Origin of the sequence: Duncaniella sp. (genome assembly GCF_029056165.1) — a bacterium.
In the GTDB taxonomy this organism is placed as follows: Bacteria; Bacteroidota; Bacteroidia; order Bacteroidales; family Muribaculaceae; genus Duncaniella.
On the sequence record NZ_JAIDBW010000012.1, the window covers coordinates 394,162 to 413,576 of the forward strand.

Sequence of the window (19,415 nt, forward strand, 5' to 3'; positions counted from 1 at the left end):
GGTATGAGAATGAATCCCTTTTGGGGGTGCGTCAGGAAATGGATCAGACGCAGCCTACGATTTCGTTGATGTCGCTTATGCCATGACGGGTGCAGTAATCCTCCATAAAGTCTATGACCTTCATGGTGACAGCAGGATCAACGAAATTGGCGGTACCGATCTCGACAGCACGTGCGCCTGCGAGCATGAACTCGATGGCATCGCGGCCGTTCATGATACCTCCAAGACCGATCACGGGTATCTTGACAGCCTTGGCCACCTGCCACACCATTCTCACCGCCACCGGTCTTACTGCCGGACCTGACAATCCGCCGGTAATCGTGGATAGATGGGGACGGCGACGCTCGACGTCGATGGACATGCCCATGATGGTGTTGATAAGCGAGACAGAATCAGCTCCTTCAGCCTCTACCGCGCGTGCGATTTCAGCTATAGAGGTGACGTTGGGCGAAAGTTTCACAATCAATGTCTTGTCGGGATAAGCTTCGCGCACTGCTTTTGTGACTGATGCCGCTCCGCTTGTCGTAGTGCCGAAAGCCATACCGCCCTCTTTGACGTTCGGACAGGATATATTGACTTCGATAGCCTTTACGCCTTCAAGCGGATGTAATCGGCGGGCAGTCTCTGCATAATCTTCCACATTCGCACCTGACACATTGACGATAAGGTTCGATTTGTAGTCCTTGATACGGGGATAGATATGCTCGATGAAGTAATCCACGCCCTTGTTCTGCAGGCCGACGGCATTAAGCATTCCGGCAGGTGTCTCGACCATACGCGGATAGTCGTTGCCCTGACGGGGATTAAGCGTCGTGCCTTTGATTATGTATGCACCGAGACGGTCAATGTCGATAAACGGTGTGAATTCCTCGCCGTAACCGAAAGTGCCGGAAGCGGTCATCACCGGATTGTTGAGTTCGAGACCGCCTATGTTGACTGAAAGATTTGCCATTACTCCCAAGTTAATTCGTTAATGTTGAACACCGGGCCTTCCGTGCAGACACACACGTTACCCTTGACTGTCTTTTCGACGCAACACAGACATGCGCCGAGACCGCAGGCCATCATGTTTTCGAGCGACACTTCGCAGTCAGTGCCGTTGCGGCGTGCGACTGCAGCCACAGCTTTCATCATCGGAGCGGGACCACAGCAGTAATAGCGGTGATACGAGTCCGCGAGACAAGGATGTGCGGTGACGAATCCTTTCACACCCTCCGAACCATCCTCCGTGCAGACATGAACTTTGCCTACGCTCCGGAAATCTTCAAGCGAAAGAAGATCGGCCGCTGATCGCGCGCCAAGCAGAAATTCCGGCTCAAAGCCCTCGGCTTTCAGTACCTTGCCCAAGTAGAGCAGGGGAGCTACGCCGACACCACCGCCTATGAGCAGCAGGCGTGCCCCTGAAGGAGCTTCGGTGGTGAATCCGTTGCCGAGCGGAAGCAGGAGGTTGAGACATTCTCCAGCCTTCATGTCGAGCAGAGCCGATGTGCCTCGTCCGGCGTTGCGGATGAGCAGGGTCAGGGTATTGGTAGCGTAATCGACATCGTTGATCGAGATGGGACGACGGAGGAGTACTCCGGGAGTTTCTACTCCGACTTCCACAAACTGTCCCGGAAGCATTGCCGGAAGCATACTGCCATCGGCGGGAGCAAGACGCATTCTGCAATACGACTCGCTGACCTTGGTATTGTCTATGATGATGAAATCTTTAACTTGCTTCATGGATGATGAGATCCTTAACTTGTTTCATTGATTGATGACAGCTGTGTCATCGCTATAATGACTTTCCGTCACCACAAAAGTACGAAATTCCGCTCAATTCTCAAAGTACCGGTGAAATTTATCCGGTACCGTAGCGTAAATTAGGCAGTTATGCGGTTTAGGGTGACGTGCGTGTCACCAGTAGGTGAATATGTCGAATAGTTCCGGTCGGATTGGCCGAAAAATCAATGTGAAGGTATTGATTAATTTGTAAACTCGGTGATATTTGCTATCTTTGCAGAAAATTCCAAATAACTTATAGGCATATTGAAGAAACTTTTAGGGCCTTACTTCCGATATTTCAGTGGATCCGTCGAAAGAATTAAAGTCAATGACGAATTGTAATGGCTTGACCGCGTTTCTTTCCTTAGCCTTTCAACCAAATCATTACCCGATGAAAAAACTTTTACTCTCTGCATCATCGCTTATTCTTGCATTAGGACTTTCCGCTTCCGACAATGCTCCTGCATTTCCCGGAGCTGAAGGTCATGGCCGTTACGTCACCGGTGGTCGTGGCGGTGAAGTCCGTCATGTTACTAATCTTAACGACAACGGTCCCGGTTCGCTCAGAGCGGCTCTGAATGGCAATAGCCCTAAAATTATAGTTTTCGATGTGAGCGGTTACATAGATCTCCGTTCGCAACTTAATGTGTCGTCCAATACCACTATACTTGGTCAGACTGCTCCGGAAGGCGGAATCACGCTGCGTTACTACACGCTCTATTTCGGTAATTGTGACAATGTAATAGTTCGTTTTATCCGTTCGCGCCGTTCGCAGGTCAAGGATGTGAACGACGGAGCTGACGCTACATGGGGACGTAATCATCATGACATCATAATCGACCATTGCTCTTTCTCGTGGAGTATCGATGAGGTCGCTTCTTTCTATGACAACCGCAATTTCACCCTTCAGTGGTGTACACTTGCCGAAGGTCTCTGTAATCCCGGTCACTCAAAGGGCGCGCACAGTTATGGCGGTATCTGGGGTGGAAAGAACGCTTCTTTCCATCACAATTTTTTGGCTCACGTCCAGAACCGTGCTCCCCGCTTCAACGGTGCGCGTTATGCATGGGGCGGCTATGACAAGGAAGCATACAGTTCGACTGTCGATGCGGAGCGAGTGGATTTCCGCAACTGCCTGATGTATAACTGGGGCAATGGCAACGGCTGCTACGGTGGTCCCGGCGGTGGCTATATCAACATGGTCAATAATTATTTTCAGGCAGGTCCGGGCACGAAGAATAAGACACGTGTCACTCAGGTCAGCGTGGCGAGTGATGGCAATGCTGAAGGTTCGAGCCTCAAGGGATATGCCTCACGCTATTACATAAACGGCAACTATGTTTCGGCGGCCTCCAAACCGGAGAATTATGACTGGTCGGGCGTCATCTATGATTCCGGAACTGAGTTGCTGAATGGTGAACGCTACATAGCTGACGCAGCTCATCTCTACGGTGAAAATGTCAAATACACCAGCATCGGAGGTAAAGACTGTGTTTCGCTCAAACTCGACTCACAGATCGATCCGGGTGAAGTCACTACGCACAGCGCGACCGGTGTCTATGACAAGATCCTCAGCTATTGTGGTGCATCGCTTTACCGCGACGGCACTGATGCACGCTACATGGAGGAAGCCCGCACGGGCACTACCACCTACAAGGGTAATGTAGCCTATGTCGATGCAACTGGCAAGGCTTATCCCACTTCAAATACAGCCGGCATCCTTGACTTCATCAATAAACCGACAGGCGAGCAGAATCCCGGTACTGCAAGTTTCCCCGATCTACCTTCCAACGTCCGCGCTACAGATTATGATGCTGATGAGGACGGTATGCCCGATGAGTGGGAAATCCGTTACGGACTCAATCCGAATGACAAATCCGATGCCGCAGCTTTCACTCTTGATCCGCGCGGATGGTACTCTAATGTGGAGGTCTATGCCAACTCTCTTGTCGAGCCCATCATGAAGGCCGGCAATGCCGATGCTATTGAGGCTGTCGATGAGTACTACCCTGAGCTGAAAGGTGTTGAAAGCGGCATCACTGACAATTTTGTCAACAGTCAGGTGGAACGCATTGAATATTATAACATTCAGGGCATGCGTCTCGACAATCCGGTTGATGGCATCAACATACGCCGCACAGTCTATACCGACGGCACTGTCGTTACTGACAAGGTGATCAAATAATCACCGTCATCTAAGTTAAACAATCAAAAGCAGAGGAGCACACTGATCAACCTTCCATTTCCAAGGTCCGTGTGCTCCTCTGCTTTGCTTTATTCATAGTAACAAGAAAAATCTGAATCATCAATAACTATTTTAATCCATGAAAAAGATCCTGTTTGCGGCTCTGATCGGTGTGACGTTTGCGACATCAGCTGTCGGAACGGTGCCGGAGATTCCGCGCGACACCTCTTTCACAGCTTACTCGACGAATATTAAGGTACGCAAAAAGCACCCGGAGGCCGTACTCGTGAAGCCGGAACTTCCGAAAGGTGTGAAAGCCTATGAAAACGAAGTCTATACGACCATAAAGAAAACAAAATACGGTGACCGCGATCTACATGTTGACGTATTCCGTCCGGATGACGACAAAGTCTATCCGGCCCTGATCATGATTCACGGTGGAGGCTGGAACTCCGGCGACAAGTCCCTTCAGGTACCGATGGCGCAGCGGATAGCGGCGCGTGGCTATGTCACCATTCCTGTGGAATACCGTCTGATTCCCGAAGCCGTCTATCCGGCCGGACTCCACGACATCAAGACAGCCGTGCGCTGGGCGCGTGCCAATGCGGCAAAGTATGGCATTGACCCTGACCGTATAGCCGTGTCAGGTTGCTCTGCGGGAGCACATCTTGCTACGCTTGTCGGTGTGACCAACGGATCTAAACATCATGAAGGCAAAGGTCAGTGGAAGGATACGTCGAGCGACGTACAGGCCGTGATCAATATGGACGGCATAGCCACTTTCGTCTCAGAATCGAACATCGCCGATGCACGCGAGCGGTTTGAGAAAAAGGGTGAGCTTCCGGTCAATGCTCTCTGGCTCGGAGGTCTCTATGAGGATTCGCCGAAAAACTGGGAGGAGGCGTCTGCTTTGCTGTGGATCACACCTAAATCAGCACCCGTCTGTTTCATCAGCAGCGGACTTCCACGCTACAGCGACGGACGCGATTCGCTCGTGAGCATATATGATTCGGTCGGTATCTACACCGAGCGTCACCGTATCCCGGTCGATGTCCATCCTTTCTGGTTTTTCAATCCGTGGATGAACACCACCGTCGATTACGCTTCCGCTTTCCTTGACCGTATGTTCAAGGCTGACAAACCTGTGCTGCCCCGTCGTTACCGTCTGACGGACTACGGTGTGGTCAATGACAGCACCGTGCTTCAGACCTCCGCCATACAGGCCGTGATAGACCGTGCCGAGGCCGAGGGCGGGGGAGAGGTGGTTGTTCCGGCAGGAACATTTCTTACCGGCGCGCTTTTTTTCAAGCCCGGAACGTCGCTTTCGCTTCATGAAGGAGCTGTGATAAAAGGATCGGATGACATAGCCGATTATCCGCTGATACCCTCGCGTATGGAGGGACGCAGTATCTATTATCATGCCGCGCTTATCAATGCTTATCATGTGGATGATTTCGAGATCTCAGGTCCGGGTACTATCAATGGCAACGGCCATCGTTTCTGGGTGGAATTTTGGGATAATGTCGAACGTGCGCGTAAGGACAATCGCCCTTGGACCAATCTGGAAGTGCGCCGTCCGCGCCTCGTGTTTCTTTGGGGATGCGACAATGCGCGCCTTAGTGGCGTGCGTCTCGTCAATTCCGCCTTCTGGACCTCGCATTTCTACCGTTGCAACGATCTGATCATTGAGAATTGCGAGGTGCAGGCACCGAAAGAGCCTGTCCGTGCGCCGAGCAGTGATGCGATTGATCTTGACGGATGTCACCGCGTCGTTGTGAGAGGCTGTTATCTTAATTGTGATGATGACGGTGTCTGCATGAAGGGAGGAAAGGGTGTATATGCCAACCGTTCGTATGAAAATGACAGTGTGACGGATGTCCTTGTCGAAGGTTGTGTGTTCGGGCCTAATCTCCACGGCACTCTGACGCTCGGAAGCGAGTGCATCCATGCCGACAATATAGTTTTACGGAATTGTCGGGTCGATAACGATTGCTCCGTATTGCGTCTGAAAATGCGTCCGGACACTTATCAGGTATATGAGAATATAAAAGTCGAGAATGTCATCGGACGTTTCGGTACGCTTATAGAGATACTTCCGTGGAAGCAGTTCTTCACTCTTGAAGGTAGTGACGAGCATCCGGTGGGTATTATCCGTAATGTCAGCGTAAGCAATGTTTCGGGGCGTTGTGAGAGTCTTGGAGTCATAGCGGCCAATTCAGATGATAAGGTGGAGAATTTCACTATATCGGATGTCGATGTAAAAGCTAAGTCGCAGATCCTGCGTTGCAATTATCCTGATGTCAAGCTTGTCAATGTGCTTGTCAACGGTAAAGCTCCTGAGATCCTCACAGCTGATGAGGAGATGAAGGACAAACTGAACTTCGATGCTACCGATCTCGATAAGACCAACGAGAAATAAAATTCGACTTATACGCCTAAAATTATTCGATGATGCTGTGTCAGAATCAATACGGATTTTATCCATTCTGACACAGCATCAAAAGTATCTCCGGCATCTGTAAATTATAGAGTATCCCCGTCCACCCTCTTCGCTATCTCTGTTATCTTTCTGACAAATTCTGATTTAGCCTCTGTGTAACCATCTCTGTCATGTTTGTATTTCGGCAGGAGGCTCTGTTTAAGCAATCCGTATTGATGAGCCGCTTCGGGGTGTTCACGAAGGTAGTTCCGGAAATAGATCTCATCGTTATCGCCTGCGGTGCGGATATGGACATGATAGACTTTTTCAGCGAATCCGTCGGGAGTGTAACCCTTATTGAAGCTCATGCGTTTCTCCGATAAGGACATGCAGATGTAGCCGTTTCTCTCCATGATCCTCTTTATGGTTATGAAATCATTGTTATCGCTGATCTCGACAAGGATATCAATTATCGGTTTTGCCGGAATGCGAGGTATCGCCGTGCTTCCGATGTGAGTAACCGTTGGTGAAAATACTGACAGCATGTCAGTGATAATTCGAATTTCGTCCTCCGCCCATTTCTCCCATTCGGGACGGTGAGGAGTGATGATTATCGGGAACAGCTCCCAAAGTTCCTCCAGCGACATCTCATTAAGTTCTTTTCGGCGATACATTTTGTCAGTGGCTATTCGTGTTTTCAGATCAATTTTTCAAAAGCCTTGCGTGACCCTCTCTCATAAAAGACTTCCCCGCAGTAGGTAAAACCGTTCTTCTCAAGACATTTCAGCATTCTTTGATTGTCAAAATTTGTATCGACGCGGAAGCTTTTTATGCCGAGTGCAACCGCGAGTTTTTCAACCTCATGTATGAAATAGCTCGCCAATCCACGACACTCTGACGAGCTGAGGACGGCGAGACGATGGACAACAACATATTTCTGATCCGACAGCCATTCGCCATCGATGCTGCTGTAGGCCGGTTCACCGTCAAGGACAACAGCTCCGTAGGCCACGACTTTCCCGTCGAGTTCGACAACGTAACCGACATGATTCCCGATATCCGCCCTTACATCTGGCTCGCCCGGATAGCTTTCTGTCCATTGTTTTTTCTCTTCGGTGAGCATACGGTCAGCGGCCATCCGCAATATTGAAGTGACGACCGGGATATCCTCATTGACGGCAGGACGGAATAAGATTTTCTCTGATGAAACATTCATAAAAGTAACTGGCTCTTGAAAATGTGAATTGATTGCTGTCAGGAAGCCGGATGGTTTGACACATCTTACCGGCAATCGCAAATTTAGGAATAATTATTGAAAGACCGGCAATGTCGTTGACAGTAATCGCCCGACGGATCATTATAGCATTTTTTAGCTTGCTGGTAGTGGATTTTCGCTTGCAAGTAAAGCGGAAGTTTACTAACTTTGCATCGTGATTGATATAGCTCAACATATAGAATATCTCCTGATGCACCACGACTGCGTAGTGGTGCCCGGTCTCGGTGCTTTCATGATTAATCATGAGGGTGCGCGTTACGACTCTGACTCGCAGACGTTCCTGCCTCCGTCACGCACACTCGGATTCAATCCTGAGGTCCGTCACAATGATGCACTGCTTGCAGGCAGTATTTCACGCCGTGATGGAATCACTCTTGAAGCTGCACGTGTGGCTTTGGATTCTGTTGTGGCCTCACTTTTAGGACAGCTCAATGTATGCGGTGAGGTGGTGTTAGGCCGTCTTGGAACTCTGAAACCGGGTATGTCGGCTGATACTCCTGTGTTCGAGCCGTCGGCATCTTCATTGCCTGTTTGTGCTCTTTCCGGTTTGCAGCCTCTTTCAGTAGCTCCGTTATTCGCTGATGATGAAGCGGAGGAAAGGGTAGCGACTGATTCTGACCGTTCGCCTGTTGTGATACCTTTCCCGCTGAAGATCGTGGCTTCGATCATTGCCGTGATGGTAGGACTTGGTATCCTTTACTCGACCACGAGTCTTGTCAACAGTCCGCGGATGAATTTTGCATCGCTTGACACCGGTATCGGCACTCATATAGAGCGCGTGATAGATTCCACGGTTTCTGTTTCGCGTGAGATATTGCTCAACATCGCGCTTCCGCCGCTCTCATCCGCAAATCGAAGTTCTCACCCTGCAAGTGAACCGGTCGCTGTGACGATGTCCGCGCCGTCACGCTATATATTGGTTGTCGGCTCGTTTCCGACACAGATTGCAGCCGAACGCCATATTGCGCTGACCGGAGACAATTCGCTCAGAATCATTGAAATGGACGGTAATTACAGGGTCTATGCGGCTTCCGCCCCAAGGATTGATGATGCCCGTTCGCTTGCTGTCGAACTCTCGGAGCGTTATCCTACGGTGTGGGTGTGCCGTCGCTGAAATATTTCTGTCAAATCATCATCTTTAGTTTAAATTATGGATTTTCATCAGCTCCTCATCGATAGAAGAAGCATCCGTCGCTATACATCTGAAAAGATCGACCCCGAACACGTCAGACTGATTCTCGAAGCGGGTCTGTTAGCTCCGACTTCCAAGGCGTCACGTGCATGGCAGTTTGTGGTTGTCGAGGATGAGGCTATGCTTACGAGGTTGAGCGAGTGTAAACCGATGGGAGCAGCCCCGATTGGAAAATGTCCTCTTGCCGTCGTTGTGGCAGTCGATTCCACAGCTACGGAGCCTTGGATTGAGGATGCATCCGTTGCGGCTTCCTATATGCAACTTCAGGCAGCGGCTCTCGGTCTCGGCTCATGCTGGATTCAGATACGTGACCGTTTTACGACTGACGGGACACCGTCCAACGAGTTTATTCAGGAGGCTCTCGGTATTCCTGAGACATGTCCGGTAGTATGCGTGCTCACTTTCGGTCATAAGGACGAGCAGCGTAAACCGCAGGATCTGGAGAAACTCAAGTGGGAGAATGTCCATATCGGTAAATTCTAAGATCACACACTAAGCAACACGATTCGTCTTTCGTATGGCTAAGCCAAAGATAGTAATTGTCGGAGCAGGGAATGTCGCCACGCATCTTGCTCCGGCTCTTTCTTTTTCAGGTTGCGGTGATGTGGTTCAGGTTTATAGCCGCAGTCAAGAGTCGGCCTCTGAATTGGCTTCGAAGATTCCCGGAGCTGAAGCGGTGAGCGATCCGTGTAGAATTGTCACCGATGCTGATATCTATTTGATAAGTGTTTCCGATGATGCCATTCCGGCTGTCGTCGATGCTCTTCCACGCACGGATGCTCTCTATCTTCACACCTCCGGCTCGGTCGGGATGGAGGTACTTTCTACGCTGTCTGACCGTTATGGTGGGTTTTACCCGTTGCAGACTTTCTCGAAAGAGGTGAGCCTCGATGTGGCGAAAGTTCCTCTTTTTATCGAGGGGGTGAATGATGGTGTGGAAGCCGAGATCCGGGAGTTTGCATCTAAGCTTTTTGAATCGATCTATCATGCCGACAGTGAGACGCGCAAAAAAATGCACATTTCTGCCGTCTTTGCCTGCAATTTCACCAACTATCTATGGACTTTGGCTGCCGATCTGCTTTCGCGTGATGGCTTACCTTTCGACGTGCTCCGTCCTCTCTTGGAGGAGACATTGCGTAAGGCGTTGGTAAATTCTCCGGCGGCCTCCCAGACCGGTCCGGCCTCACGTGGCGACAGACGTGTGACCGACGGACACCTTGCGTTGCTTGACGGTAAGGAGAGAGAGATCTACAGCCTGTTGACGGACTGTATAATGGCTCGCAGGGGCTCGGACCGATAACCGAAAGGTCGGTTATCGGGAAGAAGTTTTAATGGGGGAGTTGTATTTTTTTCTATTATATGAGTATGGGTCGGGGATTTTATGGATTGATATTGAGTTACTTGAAATAATAGTTTGAGCAATAAGGGAAAATGGGTGATAAAATATTTGAGGGGCAAACTTGTGTGTTGGAGGATTGATAATTTAATTAAACTGTAAATGTTGGAAAGAGGTTGATGGGACTTTTGTGGAGTGTGAATAGGGGGGATGATTGATCACACTGCAAAGTTACTGCATCAATTCCCTGAAAAAGGTGCGATAATGAAAAAAATGTCCAAATTTTTGCGATTATAACCGAAGAAATGACAAATAAATGCGATTATAGCAATAACAAAGCGACGGCAAGAATGGCGACTGCTATAATGATATAGGCATATGGTTGGATATTGATAATTCTTTGATTCGACCCGGTGTTATCTTAGTTTATGAATTGCAATGTCACGGCAAAGGTCGATTCCGACTGCTCAATATGAATGGCTTTACCTTTCAGGAAATACTGTTGGCGTAGATTGCGAAGCCCCATCCGGTTCCCTTTGACATTCTGTCGGGGCTGATAATTGTTTGACACTGTAATTGTATTGCCTGAAGAGGTGATTTCTATAACCAGTGGCGATTGCTCAGTGTTTATGTTATGTTTGATTGCATTCTCAACAAGCATCTGGATACTCGTTGGGATTACCGATTTGCCTTGTGCTTCTGCCGGTATTCTGATCCGGAGCTGAAGGGACTCTCCGAAACGTATCTTCTCCAGCTGAAAATACGTTTCGACAAATGTCATTTCCTCGGCAAGTGTCACACTCGGTTTTTCGGATGTTGTAAGAAAGTAGCGATAGACACTTGAAAGTTTTTTTGCAAAAAAGTTAGTCTTGTTGGCATCCGTGTAAGCGAGTGAGGCCAATGTATTAAGACTGTTGAATAAGAAATGAGGATTAACCTGATTTTTCAATGTCATAAGCTGGTATTGAGCCTTTTCTTTCTCTATCTTGTCGCGCCTCGACTGACTGACGAATAACTCTATCTGAAGAACTACTATCCAGTTCCAAGGCACAACCGGGAGCGAGTTCTTAACGATTGCACCTAAGGAGATTGCCTTGTCTACAAGCATATAATTCAAAGAACCGACAATTGCCATACACATAAGCGTGGTAATACCCAGATCAAGCAGAATGCGTATAATGTCATTGGATATGCCTGAGTATCTATCTGTCGCAGTGATTATCCATACATCCATAAATCCGATCAGCAGGCAAAGCGGTAGATTCAACATCATTCTGGACATAAACTGATCTTCTACAGCTTTGCCGGTCATTATGTTGTAAATGCAGCCAAGCAGCGCAAGGGATAACGCCACCGACAGAATTAGATAGATAATGTATTTTTTATTTCCTTTTATCATAATGCTCCGTCAATCCATTTCAGAAAGTCGTTGACACGGCTTCGGCTCACCATTATATCTCCATGAAATTCCGGTTCGACATATAATTTCAAACGACCGCCAAAGTAGCGTGTGCTTTTCTGAAATGAGCCGATATTCAGAATGCAGTTTCTCGACACACGAAAGAACATATCCGTATCAAGCAATTTTTCAAGTTGTTCGAGCGTATAATTGACAATATATCTTTTGCCTGAGAACTGACACAGATATGTATATTTGTCCTCGCTGAAGAAATATGCCACATCTGCCACCGCAATTGACATACAGGAATCACCTACCTGTACTGAAAACCGACTCTTGCAAGTTCTTCCGGTATAATCATCTGCAAGCTTATCTATATCAGGTGAAGAGGAAAGAGTCAGTTGCCGATGTTCATATCGGCATAGTGCTGCATCAAGGTCTGATTCATCTACGGGTTTAAGTAGATAGTCAATACCGTTGACCTTGAACGCTTTGATCGCATATTCATCGTATGCCGTGACGAATATTATAGGAATATCAACTGATACACGGCTAAAAATATCAAAACAGAGACCATCAGAAAGCCGGACGTCGGCGAGTATCAGGTCTATATTGCCCCCCTCAATAAGCACAACGGCCTGCTCAACACCGGTGGCCCATCCGGCAAGGATATAGTCCGGACGCAACATATCCATCATCCTTTTCATCTCTTCATAGATTATGCGTTCATCCTCTATGAGCAAATATCTTGTCATCTTGTCTATATTTTATTTACAAAGTTACTCATTATTAATCTGTCAGCCAAATCATAAGCGTAGTTTCTGCTCATTGCCGGCACCTTTACCCCTGTAGTTGCTTTTCAAAACATTGAACTTGTACCGGAGTGTAATGCCGATATTGGTATCCGATTTATTGCATGAGTGAAGAATTCGCAATGGAGTGTAAAGTGTGCTGTTTGCTCCTGAACTATGGAATATATCATCCACATTGAGAGATATGCTGAATCGATCATTCATAAATCCCTTGTATATCATCGCGTCCATACGCCACAATGCCCCATAGGAAATGTTCTCCATATCTCCACCTGCGGTGTATCCCATGTCAAGGCTGACTATAAAGCTGTGAGGCAGCCTGATATTATTGTGCCAGCTGAACATGGCAACAGGATGGTACATTTTTCTATTTCCGGACGGAGTCATGGAGGTAAATCTGTTCTGCGACAGCTGAATTCCCCACCGTGGAGACCAGATGCCGATTACGGGCGAAAGTGTCAATGACAGATTTATGCGATTGTAAGGTTTACACTGCATATATGTGAGAAGTCCGACCATCGGGTTGTCATCATACGGAATAAACGTACTGACTATCCCATTCTTCAGACGCATGAAGTCTGCTGTCAGGTTAGCCCATCGATATGAGGCTGTAAGTGACGCTTTATGGCTTGTCATATGCCTTAACATCGGGTTTCCTCCCTCGTATGTATAGCGGTTGGCATATATGATATTATTACGCAATTGTGAATAAGTCGGTCTTTCCGTGCCGCTGCGGTATGACAACTGAAGTTTCACATTACCTGCGGTAACGAGCATTGAGGCAAAAGGGAAAACTGATCTGTATACACGGCACTGGGGGGCTATACGCTCTCCGTCTTCTCTATATTCCGAATTGATAGATTCATATCTCAGCCCGGTTTGCCACTGAGCGGAACCTGAAGTACCTCCGTACTCAACGAATGCGTAAAACATATCGTCGATTATGTTCATGTCGCCTGAAGTCTGGTTGGAAAACGAGTCTGCATACTTATCATAACGTGATGTCCTGCTGTATTCACCGCCGGCTGTCAGTTCTCCTATCCATAACGGATATTTAAGCTGTAAATTTGCTGCGTATAGGCTGCTTCGGCTATCCGTTGATGATGAGGCGCATATTTTTTGCCAATCAGACTCTCCGTAAGGCAATACCTCTTCATTCGCAGTAGATGATATGCCGGCGTTGTTCCATAGCGCATCGGAATTAAAATCGATTTTTAGTTTTCCGATACTACCGGAATAATAGCAGCTCAGAGCATGACGCGTTCCGCTATTGTAAACAGAGGTTTCTGACATGGATAGCTCGTATGGTGAACGTTCGGAAGTGACCTCAGTGTTCATCCGTAAAACACCGTTTTCAGACGGCTGATGTGAATAATCATATCTCACGCCCATAGAGGAAGTCTCGCCAAGTCCATAATTTAGCCAGAAGGCAGTATTCAAATTCTGTGTGTGAAGATTTGATTTTGTTTTGGAGTGCTGATTCAACGAGAAGTTATCGCTATATGTATCCTGAATAATTGTCTTTTTCTCGCCGGTGCGGTAATCTTTCCACGATACGGTTCCTCCTACGTCAAGATGGTTTTTTCTATAATTCATACTAATCCGGTCTGCATAATTCCATCCCGAATGATAGCCTGAGAGAAAACTGTTGTCTATGCCGAACCCCTCTTCTGAATCCGATTTTGTAATAATACGGATAACAGCATTTACATCGGATCCGTATCGGGTTCCGGGATTGTTTTCCACTTCTACCTGTCGGATATTATCAGCTGATATTCTCTCAAGTTCCGAGAAATCCCTTATCTCCCTGCCATTTACATATATCCGGGCATTACCACTTCCGAATACTTCCGCCTGTTGCCCGATGATTCTCACATTGGGAATACGATCAAGAAGTCTATTGGCTGAACCGGATTTTTCCAACATACTGCCCGCGACAGTAGTAATCATAGCATTACCTTTCATGCGTATCTGGGGTTTGTGAGCTTTTACGACAACCTCTGAAAGCATCTGCGAATCTGGCAAAAGCATAATTATGCCTGATTCAAGGCTGTCTACCGGTATCAAGGTTTCCGAATATCCTATATATGAAAAGCGGACTAAACGGCCTGCATCACTCATATCATCAAGCAGAAACGCTCCATTATCATCTGTTATTGTCCCGGCTACGAAGGTTGAATCATTGCTCAGAAGAGTCACACTTGCAAAAGGTAACGGATTATTTTCTTCATCGATAACTTTTCCTTTGATAGTTCCCGCAAACGCAGTTAATGAGCTTGCAAACAAGAATACAAACGGTATTATATATCTGATTTCCATTGGACACGATTATTAAAATTTAAACTCAAAGCCTCCGCTCATACGAAAAGCAGTTTTGAAATACGGGTCATTGCTTTCTTCTTTGAATGTGTTGAAGAATGCCTTTAGTGAGCGGTCGGTAACAGATATACTTCTAACCCAGTTTCCACCTGCTTCAAGAAAAATACCGAAATGATTATTGAATCTGAAAGATGGTCTGAATCCGGACCTAAGCATGACCATAGAATAGATCTTTGACTGCCCGTCAATCTTTCTGACGGCCGATATTCCGTCCATTTCTATGCCGATAAGCTCAAGACGTAGCCTGCCGATCTCAGTTGAGGCAGCAACTTTCAGACTGTTGGTGAGATCTATCTGGAATTTCAGCTTCCAATTAGGATGCCAACTGAAGTATAGCATCGGCATAGCCATCGGAGTTCCGTATGAATTAGTAACGCCGGCCCCGAAACCCAAGTCAACATTCTCGTTGAGCTTTACAATGAACACGGCACCCCCATTGGCGAGAATGCTTTTTGATGTAATTTCGCTTGTTGATGAATATATCCCCGCTCCCAAAACGGCCATCATACTCCATTTACGGTTCAACGGTTGAAGATAAGACAAGCCCAGATTGGCATTGAAGATATCGTCGGGATTCATTTCAAGGGCTTTGCCCTCATTTTCCAATTTGGTAAACGATGCAGAAACTCCGACAGATAAAGAGCGTAGCTGACCGTTGTCGAATCTTTTAATACTGAATGGCAGAGTATATCCGCCGCTTACGACCTGCATATTGCCACTGCCGTAACGGTTTCCCAGTTCATCTTTTAGCTCGCTTGAAGTTAGATGCTCAACCTTCAGATATCCTTGGGCATGGCTCTCTGTAAAACCTGCCAATAATATCATTAAGAATGTAGAATAGATAAATTTAAACATAATATTGTGACTGTTTTTGCCACAAAATTATGTTGCAATACATCGTACTGCAAGGAAGTTCTGATGAGTGGACGAATCCGTATGATGAACGGTTAATCCCGCTTGATTAAATTTTGCAATTTATTTTTACGAGATACTTATCATAGAATAAATGGCTGCATAAGACCTTTACACAAACTTTAATTCAAATGCCGCCGAGGGAGATCGACGTTCCCTCGGCGGCATCAGATATTGATTATTTAGAAACTAATTTTATAGTATAAATTTGGCATACAAATTCCATCCCGGTATTCCTCAACACGACCAGTCCTGAAATTATATTCATGACCAAGATATTCATCATAAAAAGTAGCGTTTAGCCATTTTAAACCGAACTCATGAGATATTTTACGACGGTTAATGCGGTAATATACTGAGAAGTCAGCCCATAAAACCGGTTTAAGTTGTTGACTGTAGGCTAATCGTTCATCAAAAATAACTTCCTGTGCCGTAATTGATTCATCCTCTAATATCGGTGAATATCGATCACCCCCACGGAAAGTTATACGAGCATTGGCTCCCAGTACGTTTCTTCGGCTTGCACCTACCATCCATTCTTTTCCTCCAAGTAGATTGAAAAGATAATTCCTATTATAGCGCGTATTACGCCAGATGCCGTCACCACCTTTATAACGAGAACTGAAAACGGAACCTGTGAACATAAAATAATATCCATTGGACATGTCTTTCTCAAACGTAACATCAAGTCCATAGTTGAGACCTCGTCCCGTACTTTCAAACTTGTCAGTAATGAACCAATCGTCCTTGTTGTTAAGCAGAGAATTGGAACTGCCCGCAACAACCGGAACTTTATAAAGCAACTGTAGATATGGCTCTATGCGAAGGTGGAAATCGTTGCCGATATTCCAATCATAAGTCAATACGAAATGATGTCCGCGTGTAAAGTCTAAATTCTTGTTTATCAGCTGGCCCTCATCATTGCGTGTGAAATAATAGTTGAGCAATTCAGTACGGCTATGGCTACCATAAGAGAACACCAGCGATTGTTTTTGGTTAAAGTTATATTTTATCGCCAGACGCGGCTCGATGCTATAATGACCATTAAGCGCGAAATATTGTAAATGAACTCCCGGATTAATCTGCCACTTCCATGACGGAGACAGAGAGAATTCGGTGTATCCTTCCAATAATGCACTGTTACCATGTTCATTCGCAATTGTTTTCATTTCTTCCCCGACGCGTGGAGCATTTTTGAGAAGCATATCGTAGAACATACCGGTCACGACAATCCCTGTACGGTTATTTCCGACGCGACCTACGCGTTTGTTCATAAACGCGTTGAAAACTACATTGTAATTATTCTTCTTGATGATATTATCCGGGTGAGCTGCAAGATAGTCGTCAAGGGCATTCTGATGTGAGTCTATACCATTATACGTTCCCGCTATTGTAGTGTTGAATTGAGTGGTCTCATTCAGCCGATATTTATGATTCACGCCCAGTGCTCCCATCCATATCGAGGTGTTGAAGAAATTTCGGTCGGATTCATATTGCCACTCATTCTTATTGGTTTTGGCTTTTTCTTTGTTTCCGTCTATAAGTCCGAGTCCCCATACCGAAAATGTACCGACTTTTTTAGTAGGGAAATTTAACTTCAGTGACAAATCCTGATATTTCATTCCTTGTCCGGCCCCATCCGGGAGAAAACTGGAAATCATCCAGAGGGTTGAATATCTATAGTTAAAAAGATATGATGATTTACCACCCTTTTTGAACGGGCCTTCTGAAGAAAGGTCTATTCCCATCGTACCAAGAGCTACTGTATGCTCCCATTTATTGTTGTTTCCTGTTCGGAGTTTCAGGTCAAATACCCCGGCAAGTGCATTTCCATATTCCGCCGGAAAAGCACCGGTAAGAAAATCAGAATTCCCGAGTACAAGACTGCTCAATGCAGTCAGACCACCACCACCGAATCCTCCGACCTCACCAAAATGGTTAGGGTTCGGAATCTCTACTCCTTCAAGTTTCCATTGCATCAATTTCGGAGCATTGCCACGCACGGTAATCCCATTGTCGCCAATATTTGTAGCCACTCCGGCAAAAGCACCTGCAAGACGAGCTGGATCATCCAGACCACCGGCGAAACGCCCTGCTTCTTCTACACTCAGCATTCTGCCGCTTGACAAATTCATGTTGTTAAGTGGCATATATTTAATGATCTTTGGCGTAACTACAACTTCATTCAGCTCGGATGCTAATTCCTGAAGAGGGATTTCAACTACTGTTTCTTTGGACGAAGTAACGATTACATCTTTCATCAAGACAGGAGCATATCCCACATATGAGGCTTCCACACTGTAGCGGCCAACAGGTATATCCTTGAAGAGAAAATAGCCAAGACTGTCTGTGACCATACCTCGATCATCATATGAAAGCTTTACTGTGCTGAAAGGGAGTCCTTCTTCCGTCAAAGCGTCAATGACGCGACCTGTTATGCTCTGCACAGGTTTCTGACCAAAGCCTTGTACTGCATTAAGCAGAACGCATATAAATAGAAGTGCTAAATGTCTGTTCATTTTCTATAGTTTTTTACTGGGTGCAAAATTACTATGGAAAATGACTGACATCAATGGATGAGAGTCGGCAATGATTGGACTATTTAAGGATTGTGTTCCTGAATTCCAGGGGCGTCATGTTGGTGCTCTTCTTGAACAATCTGGAAAAATAGGCATGGTCCTCAAAGCCTAAATTATTCGCGATCTCTTTTACAGTCAATGTTGTAGAGCGGATCATCCGTTTAGCTTCCAACAAGATGGCGACATTAATCCAACCTGATGGAGTCATTCCGGTAGTTTTCTTTACAACTTCATTAAGATACACCTCAGATATGCAGAGTTCATTGGCATAAAACGATGGTTTTTTCTGCCGTCTCACAAATTTAGGGAGCATTTGTTTGAACTTTACCGTGATTTCAGTGCTGCGGAGAGGCGACTTTGCCTGTCCATTCAGTATCCTCGGAGTTATGATGCCAAGAACCACATTTAGCATATTGAATAAGACGCTTTTCATGGGTTGGCGATCATTCATAGAAGCCATAAGCTTTGACAGAAACTCCAATGCTTCACACAGTAGCACTATTGTCTCCTCTGGGAGCATCACCGGATTCCCCGTCATGGCATATTCGTCCAATTGATAGCGATAATCATCATCCATCATTTCCGGAGACATTCTTAGCATCCATATTACACATTCCTTTATGTTGATATTGGAATGTATCTGTCCGGGTGCGATAATCCCGAGTTGGCCCTGCGACATCGGCACCGTATGGAAGTCGATATCCGCTGAGCCACAGCCTTTTGTAACAAGGATTATAGTATAACAATCGTCAATATGGTCGTCATAGTCACCTAACTTCATAGTCCTCACACTCACAGGAGTAAGATGAAGGACTTCTGAATCAAAAGTGGAATCTTCGTTTAGATAATGAATGGGGATACTTCGTGTCATTTTTAATTATGATCAGCCTTCTATCATAAGGCAAAGTTACTAAAAATTTCTGACACACGAAAGAGGTATAGTTCTGAATATTAGCTATGTATTTGAATATTAGCTATGTATTTGAATATTAACTTGAATTTAATCGTTGATACAGAAAAAGGCCTAATATGCAAAAAGTAGGCTGAAATAAAAGTTGCTTTTTTATCCAAACACAGGTTTTTTAGGCACAAGCCGTAATGCCAGTGCATGTATATTAGAATAAAGTGTTAAATTTGTAACATGAAAACATCGGAAGCATTC

The 19,415-nt window shown here is 46.2% G+C and carries 15 protein-coding genes; 5 read left to right on the forward strand and 10 right to left on the reverse strand.

The genetic code is table 11. From position 1 onward, the window contains the following. Positions 1-43: 43 nt before the first annotated feature. Both K2G41_RS03555 and K2G41_RS03560 read right to left on the reverse strand, forming a co-directional pair. Positions 44-952 carry a dihydroorotate dehydrogenase gene (locus K2G41_RS03555; RefSeq protein ID WP_300114518.1) on the reverse strand — a complete coding sequence of 303 codons (909 nt, stop codon included), beginning with the start codon at positions 950-952 and terminating at the stop codon, positions 44-46. Beyond that, positions 952-1,722: a dihydroorotate dehydrogenase electron transfer subunit gene (locus K2G41_RS03560; RefSeq protein ID WP_300114521.1), complete on the reverse strand. Its 771-nt coding sequence runs from the start codon at positions 1,720-1,722 to the stop codon at positions 952-954. Before K2G41_RS03560 ends, K2G41_RS03555 begins: the two co-directional genes overlap by 1 nt. Positions 1,723-2,155: 433 nt before the next feature. Here K2G41_RS03560 and K2G41_RS03565 point away from each other — a divergent pair, with 433 nt between their 5' ends. After that, on the forward strand, positions 2,156-3,949 hold the full coding sequence (locus tag K2G41_RS03565) for a pectate lyase (protein WP_300114523.1): 1,794 nt from the start codon (positions 2,156-2,158) through the stop codon (positions 3,947-3,949). A gap of 139 nt (positions 3,950-4,088) precedes the next feature. Next, the gene (locus K2G41_RS03570) at positions 4,089-6,368 is read left to right on the forward strand and encodes a glycosyl hydrolase family 28 protein (protein WP_300114525.1); all 2,280 of its coding nucleotides are present in this window, start codon (positions 4,089-4,091) and stop codon (positions 6,366-6,368) included. Between the two features lie 104 nt (positions 6,369-6,472). Here K2G41_RS03570 and K2G41_RS03575 read toward each other — a convergent pair whose 3' ends face one another. Both K2G41_RS03575 and K2G41_RS03580 read right to left on the reverse strand, forming a co-directional pair. Continuing rightward, positions 6,473-7,042, reverse strand: coding sequence for a GrpB family protein (locus K2G41_RS03575; RefSeq protein WP_300114527.1), 570 nt, complete (start codon positions 7,040-7,042; stop codon positions 6,473-6,475). Positions 7,043-7,065: 23 nt separating this feature from the next. After that, positions 7,066-7,584 carry a GNAT family N-acetyltransferase gene (locus K2G41_RS03580; RefSeq protein WP_300114530.1) on the reverse strand — a complete coding sequence of 173 codons (519 nt, stop codon included), beginning with the start codon at positions 7,582-7,584 and terminating at the stop codon, positions 7,066-7,068. A 214-nt stretch (positions 7,585-7,798) separates the two neighbouring features. Here K2G41_RS03580 and K2G41_RS03585 point away from each other — a divergent pair, with 214 nt between their 5' ends. Genes K2G41_RS03585 through K2G41_RS03595 form a run of 3 tightly spaced genes read left to right on the forward strand, consistent with a single transcriptional unit; the run spans position 7,799 to position 10,136 of the window. Next, positions 7,799-8,758: a hypothetical protein gene (locus K2G41_RS03585; protein ID WP_300114532.1), complete on the forward strand. Its 960-nt coding sequence runs from the start codon at positions 7,799-7,801 to the stop codon at positions 8,756-8,758. A 36-nt stretch (positions 8,759-8,794) separates the two neighbouring features. Next, entirely contained in the window at positions 8,795-9,319 is a 525-nt protein-coding gene (locus tag K2G41_RS03590) for a nitroreductase family protein (protein WP_300114536.1), read from the forward strand. Positions 9,320-9,353: 34 nt separating this feature from the next. After that, positions 9,354-10,136, forward strand: coding sequence for a Rossmann-like and DUF2520 domain-containing protein (locus K2G41_RS03595; RefSeq protein ID WP_300114539.1), 783 nt, complete (start codon positions 9,354-9,356; stop codon positions 10,134-10,136). A 457-nt stretch (positions 10,137-10,593) separates the two neighbouring features. On the opposite strand, the gene K2G41_RS03600 is transcribed toward K2G41_RS03595, so the two are convergent. The 6 genes from K2G41_RS03600 to K2G41_RS03625 form a co-directional block, all read right to left on the reverse strand. After that, positions 10,594-11,571 carry a histidine kinase gene (locus K2G41_RS03600; RefSeq protein ID WP_300114542.1) on the reverse strand — a complete coding sequence of 326 codons (978 nt, stop codon included), beginning with the start codon at positions 11,569-11,571 and terminating at the stop codon, positions 10,594-10,596. Beyond that, complete coding sequence (locus K2G41_RS03605; RefSeq protein ID WP_300114544.1) at positions 11,568-12,326, reverse strand: LytTR family DNA-binding domain-containing protein; 759 nt, start codon at positions 12,324-12,326, stop codon at positions 11,568-11,570. Before K2G41_RS03605 ends, K2G41_RS03600 begins: the two co-directional genes overlap by 4 nt. A 51-nt stretch (positions 12,327-12,377) precedes the next feature. Then, positions 12,378-14,702, reverse strand: coding sequence for an outer membrane beta-barrel family protein (locus K2G41_RS03610; protein WP_300114547.1), 2,325 nt, complete (start codon positions 14,700-14,702; stop codon positions 12,378-12,380). A 12-nt stretch (positions 14,703-14,714) separates the two neighbouring features. Beyond that, a complete protein-coding gene (locus K2G41_RS03615) occupies positions 14,715-15,617 on the reverse strand; it encodes a DUF6268 family outer membrane beta-barrel protein (protein WP_300114550.1) in 903 nt (300 codons plus the stop codon). Between the two features lie 239 nt (positions 15,618-15,856). Continuing rightward, on the reverse strand, positions 15,857-18,193 hold the full coding sequence (locus K2G41_RS03620; protein ID WP_300114553.1) for a carboxypeptidase-like regulatory domain-containing protein: 2,337 nt from the start codon (positions 18,191-18,193) through the stop codon (positions 15,857-15,859). 79 nt (positions 18,194-18,272) lie between these two features. Beyond that, on the reverse strand, positions 18,273-19,124 hold the full coding sequence (locus K2G41_RS03625; protein WP_300114555.1) for a helix-turn-helix domain-containing protein: 852 nt from the start codon (positions 19,122-19,124) through the stop codon (positions 18,273-18,275). Between the last annotated feature and the right edge of the window lie 291 nt (positions 19,125-19,415).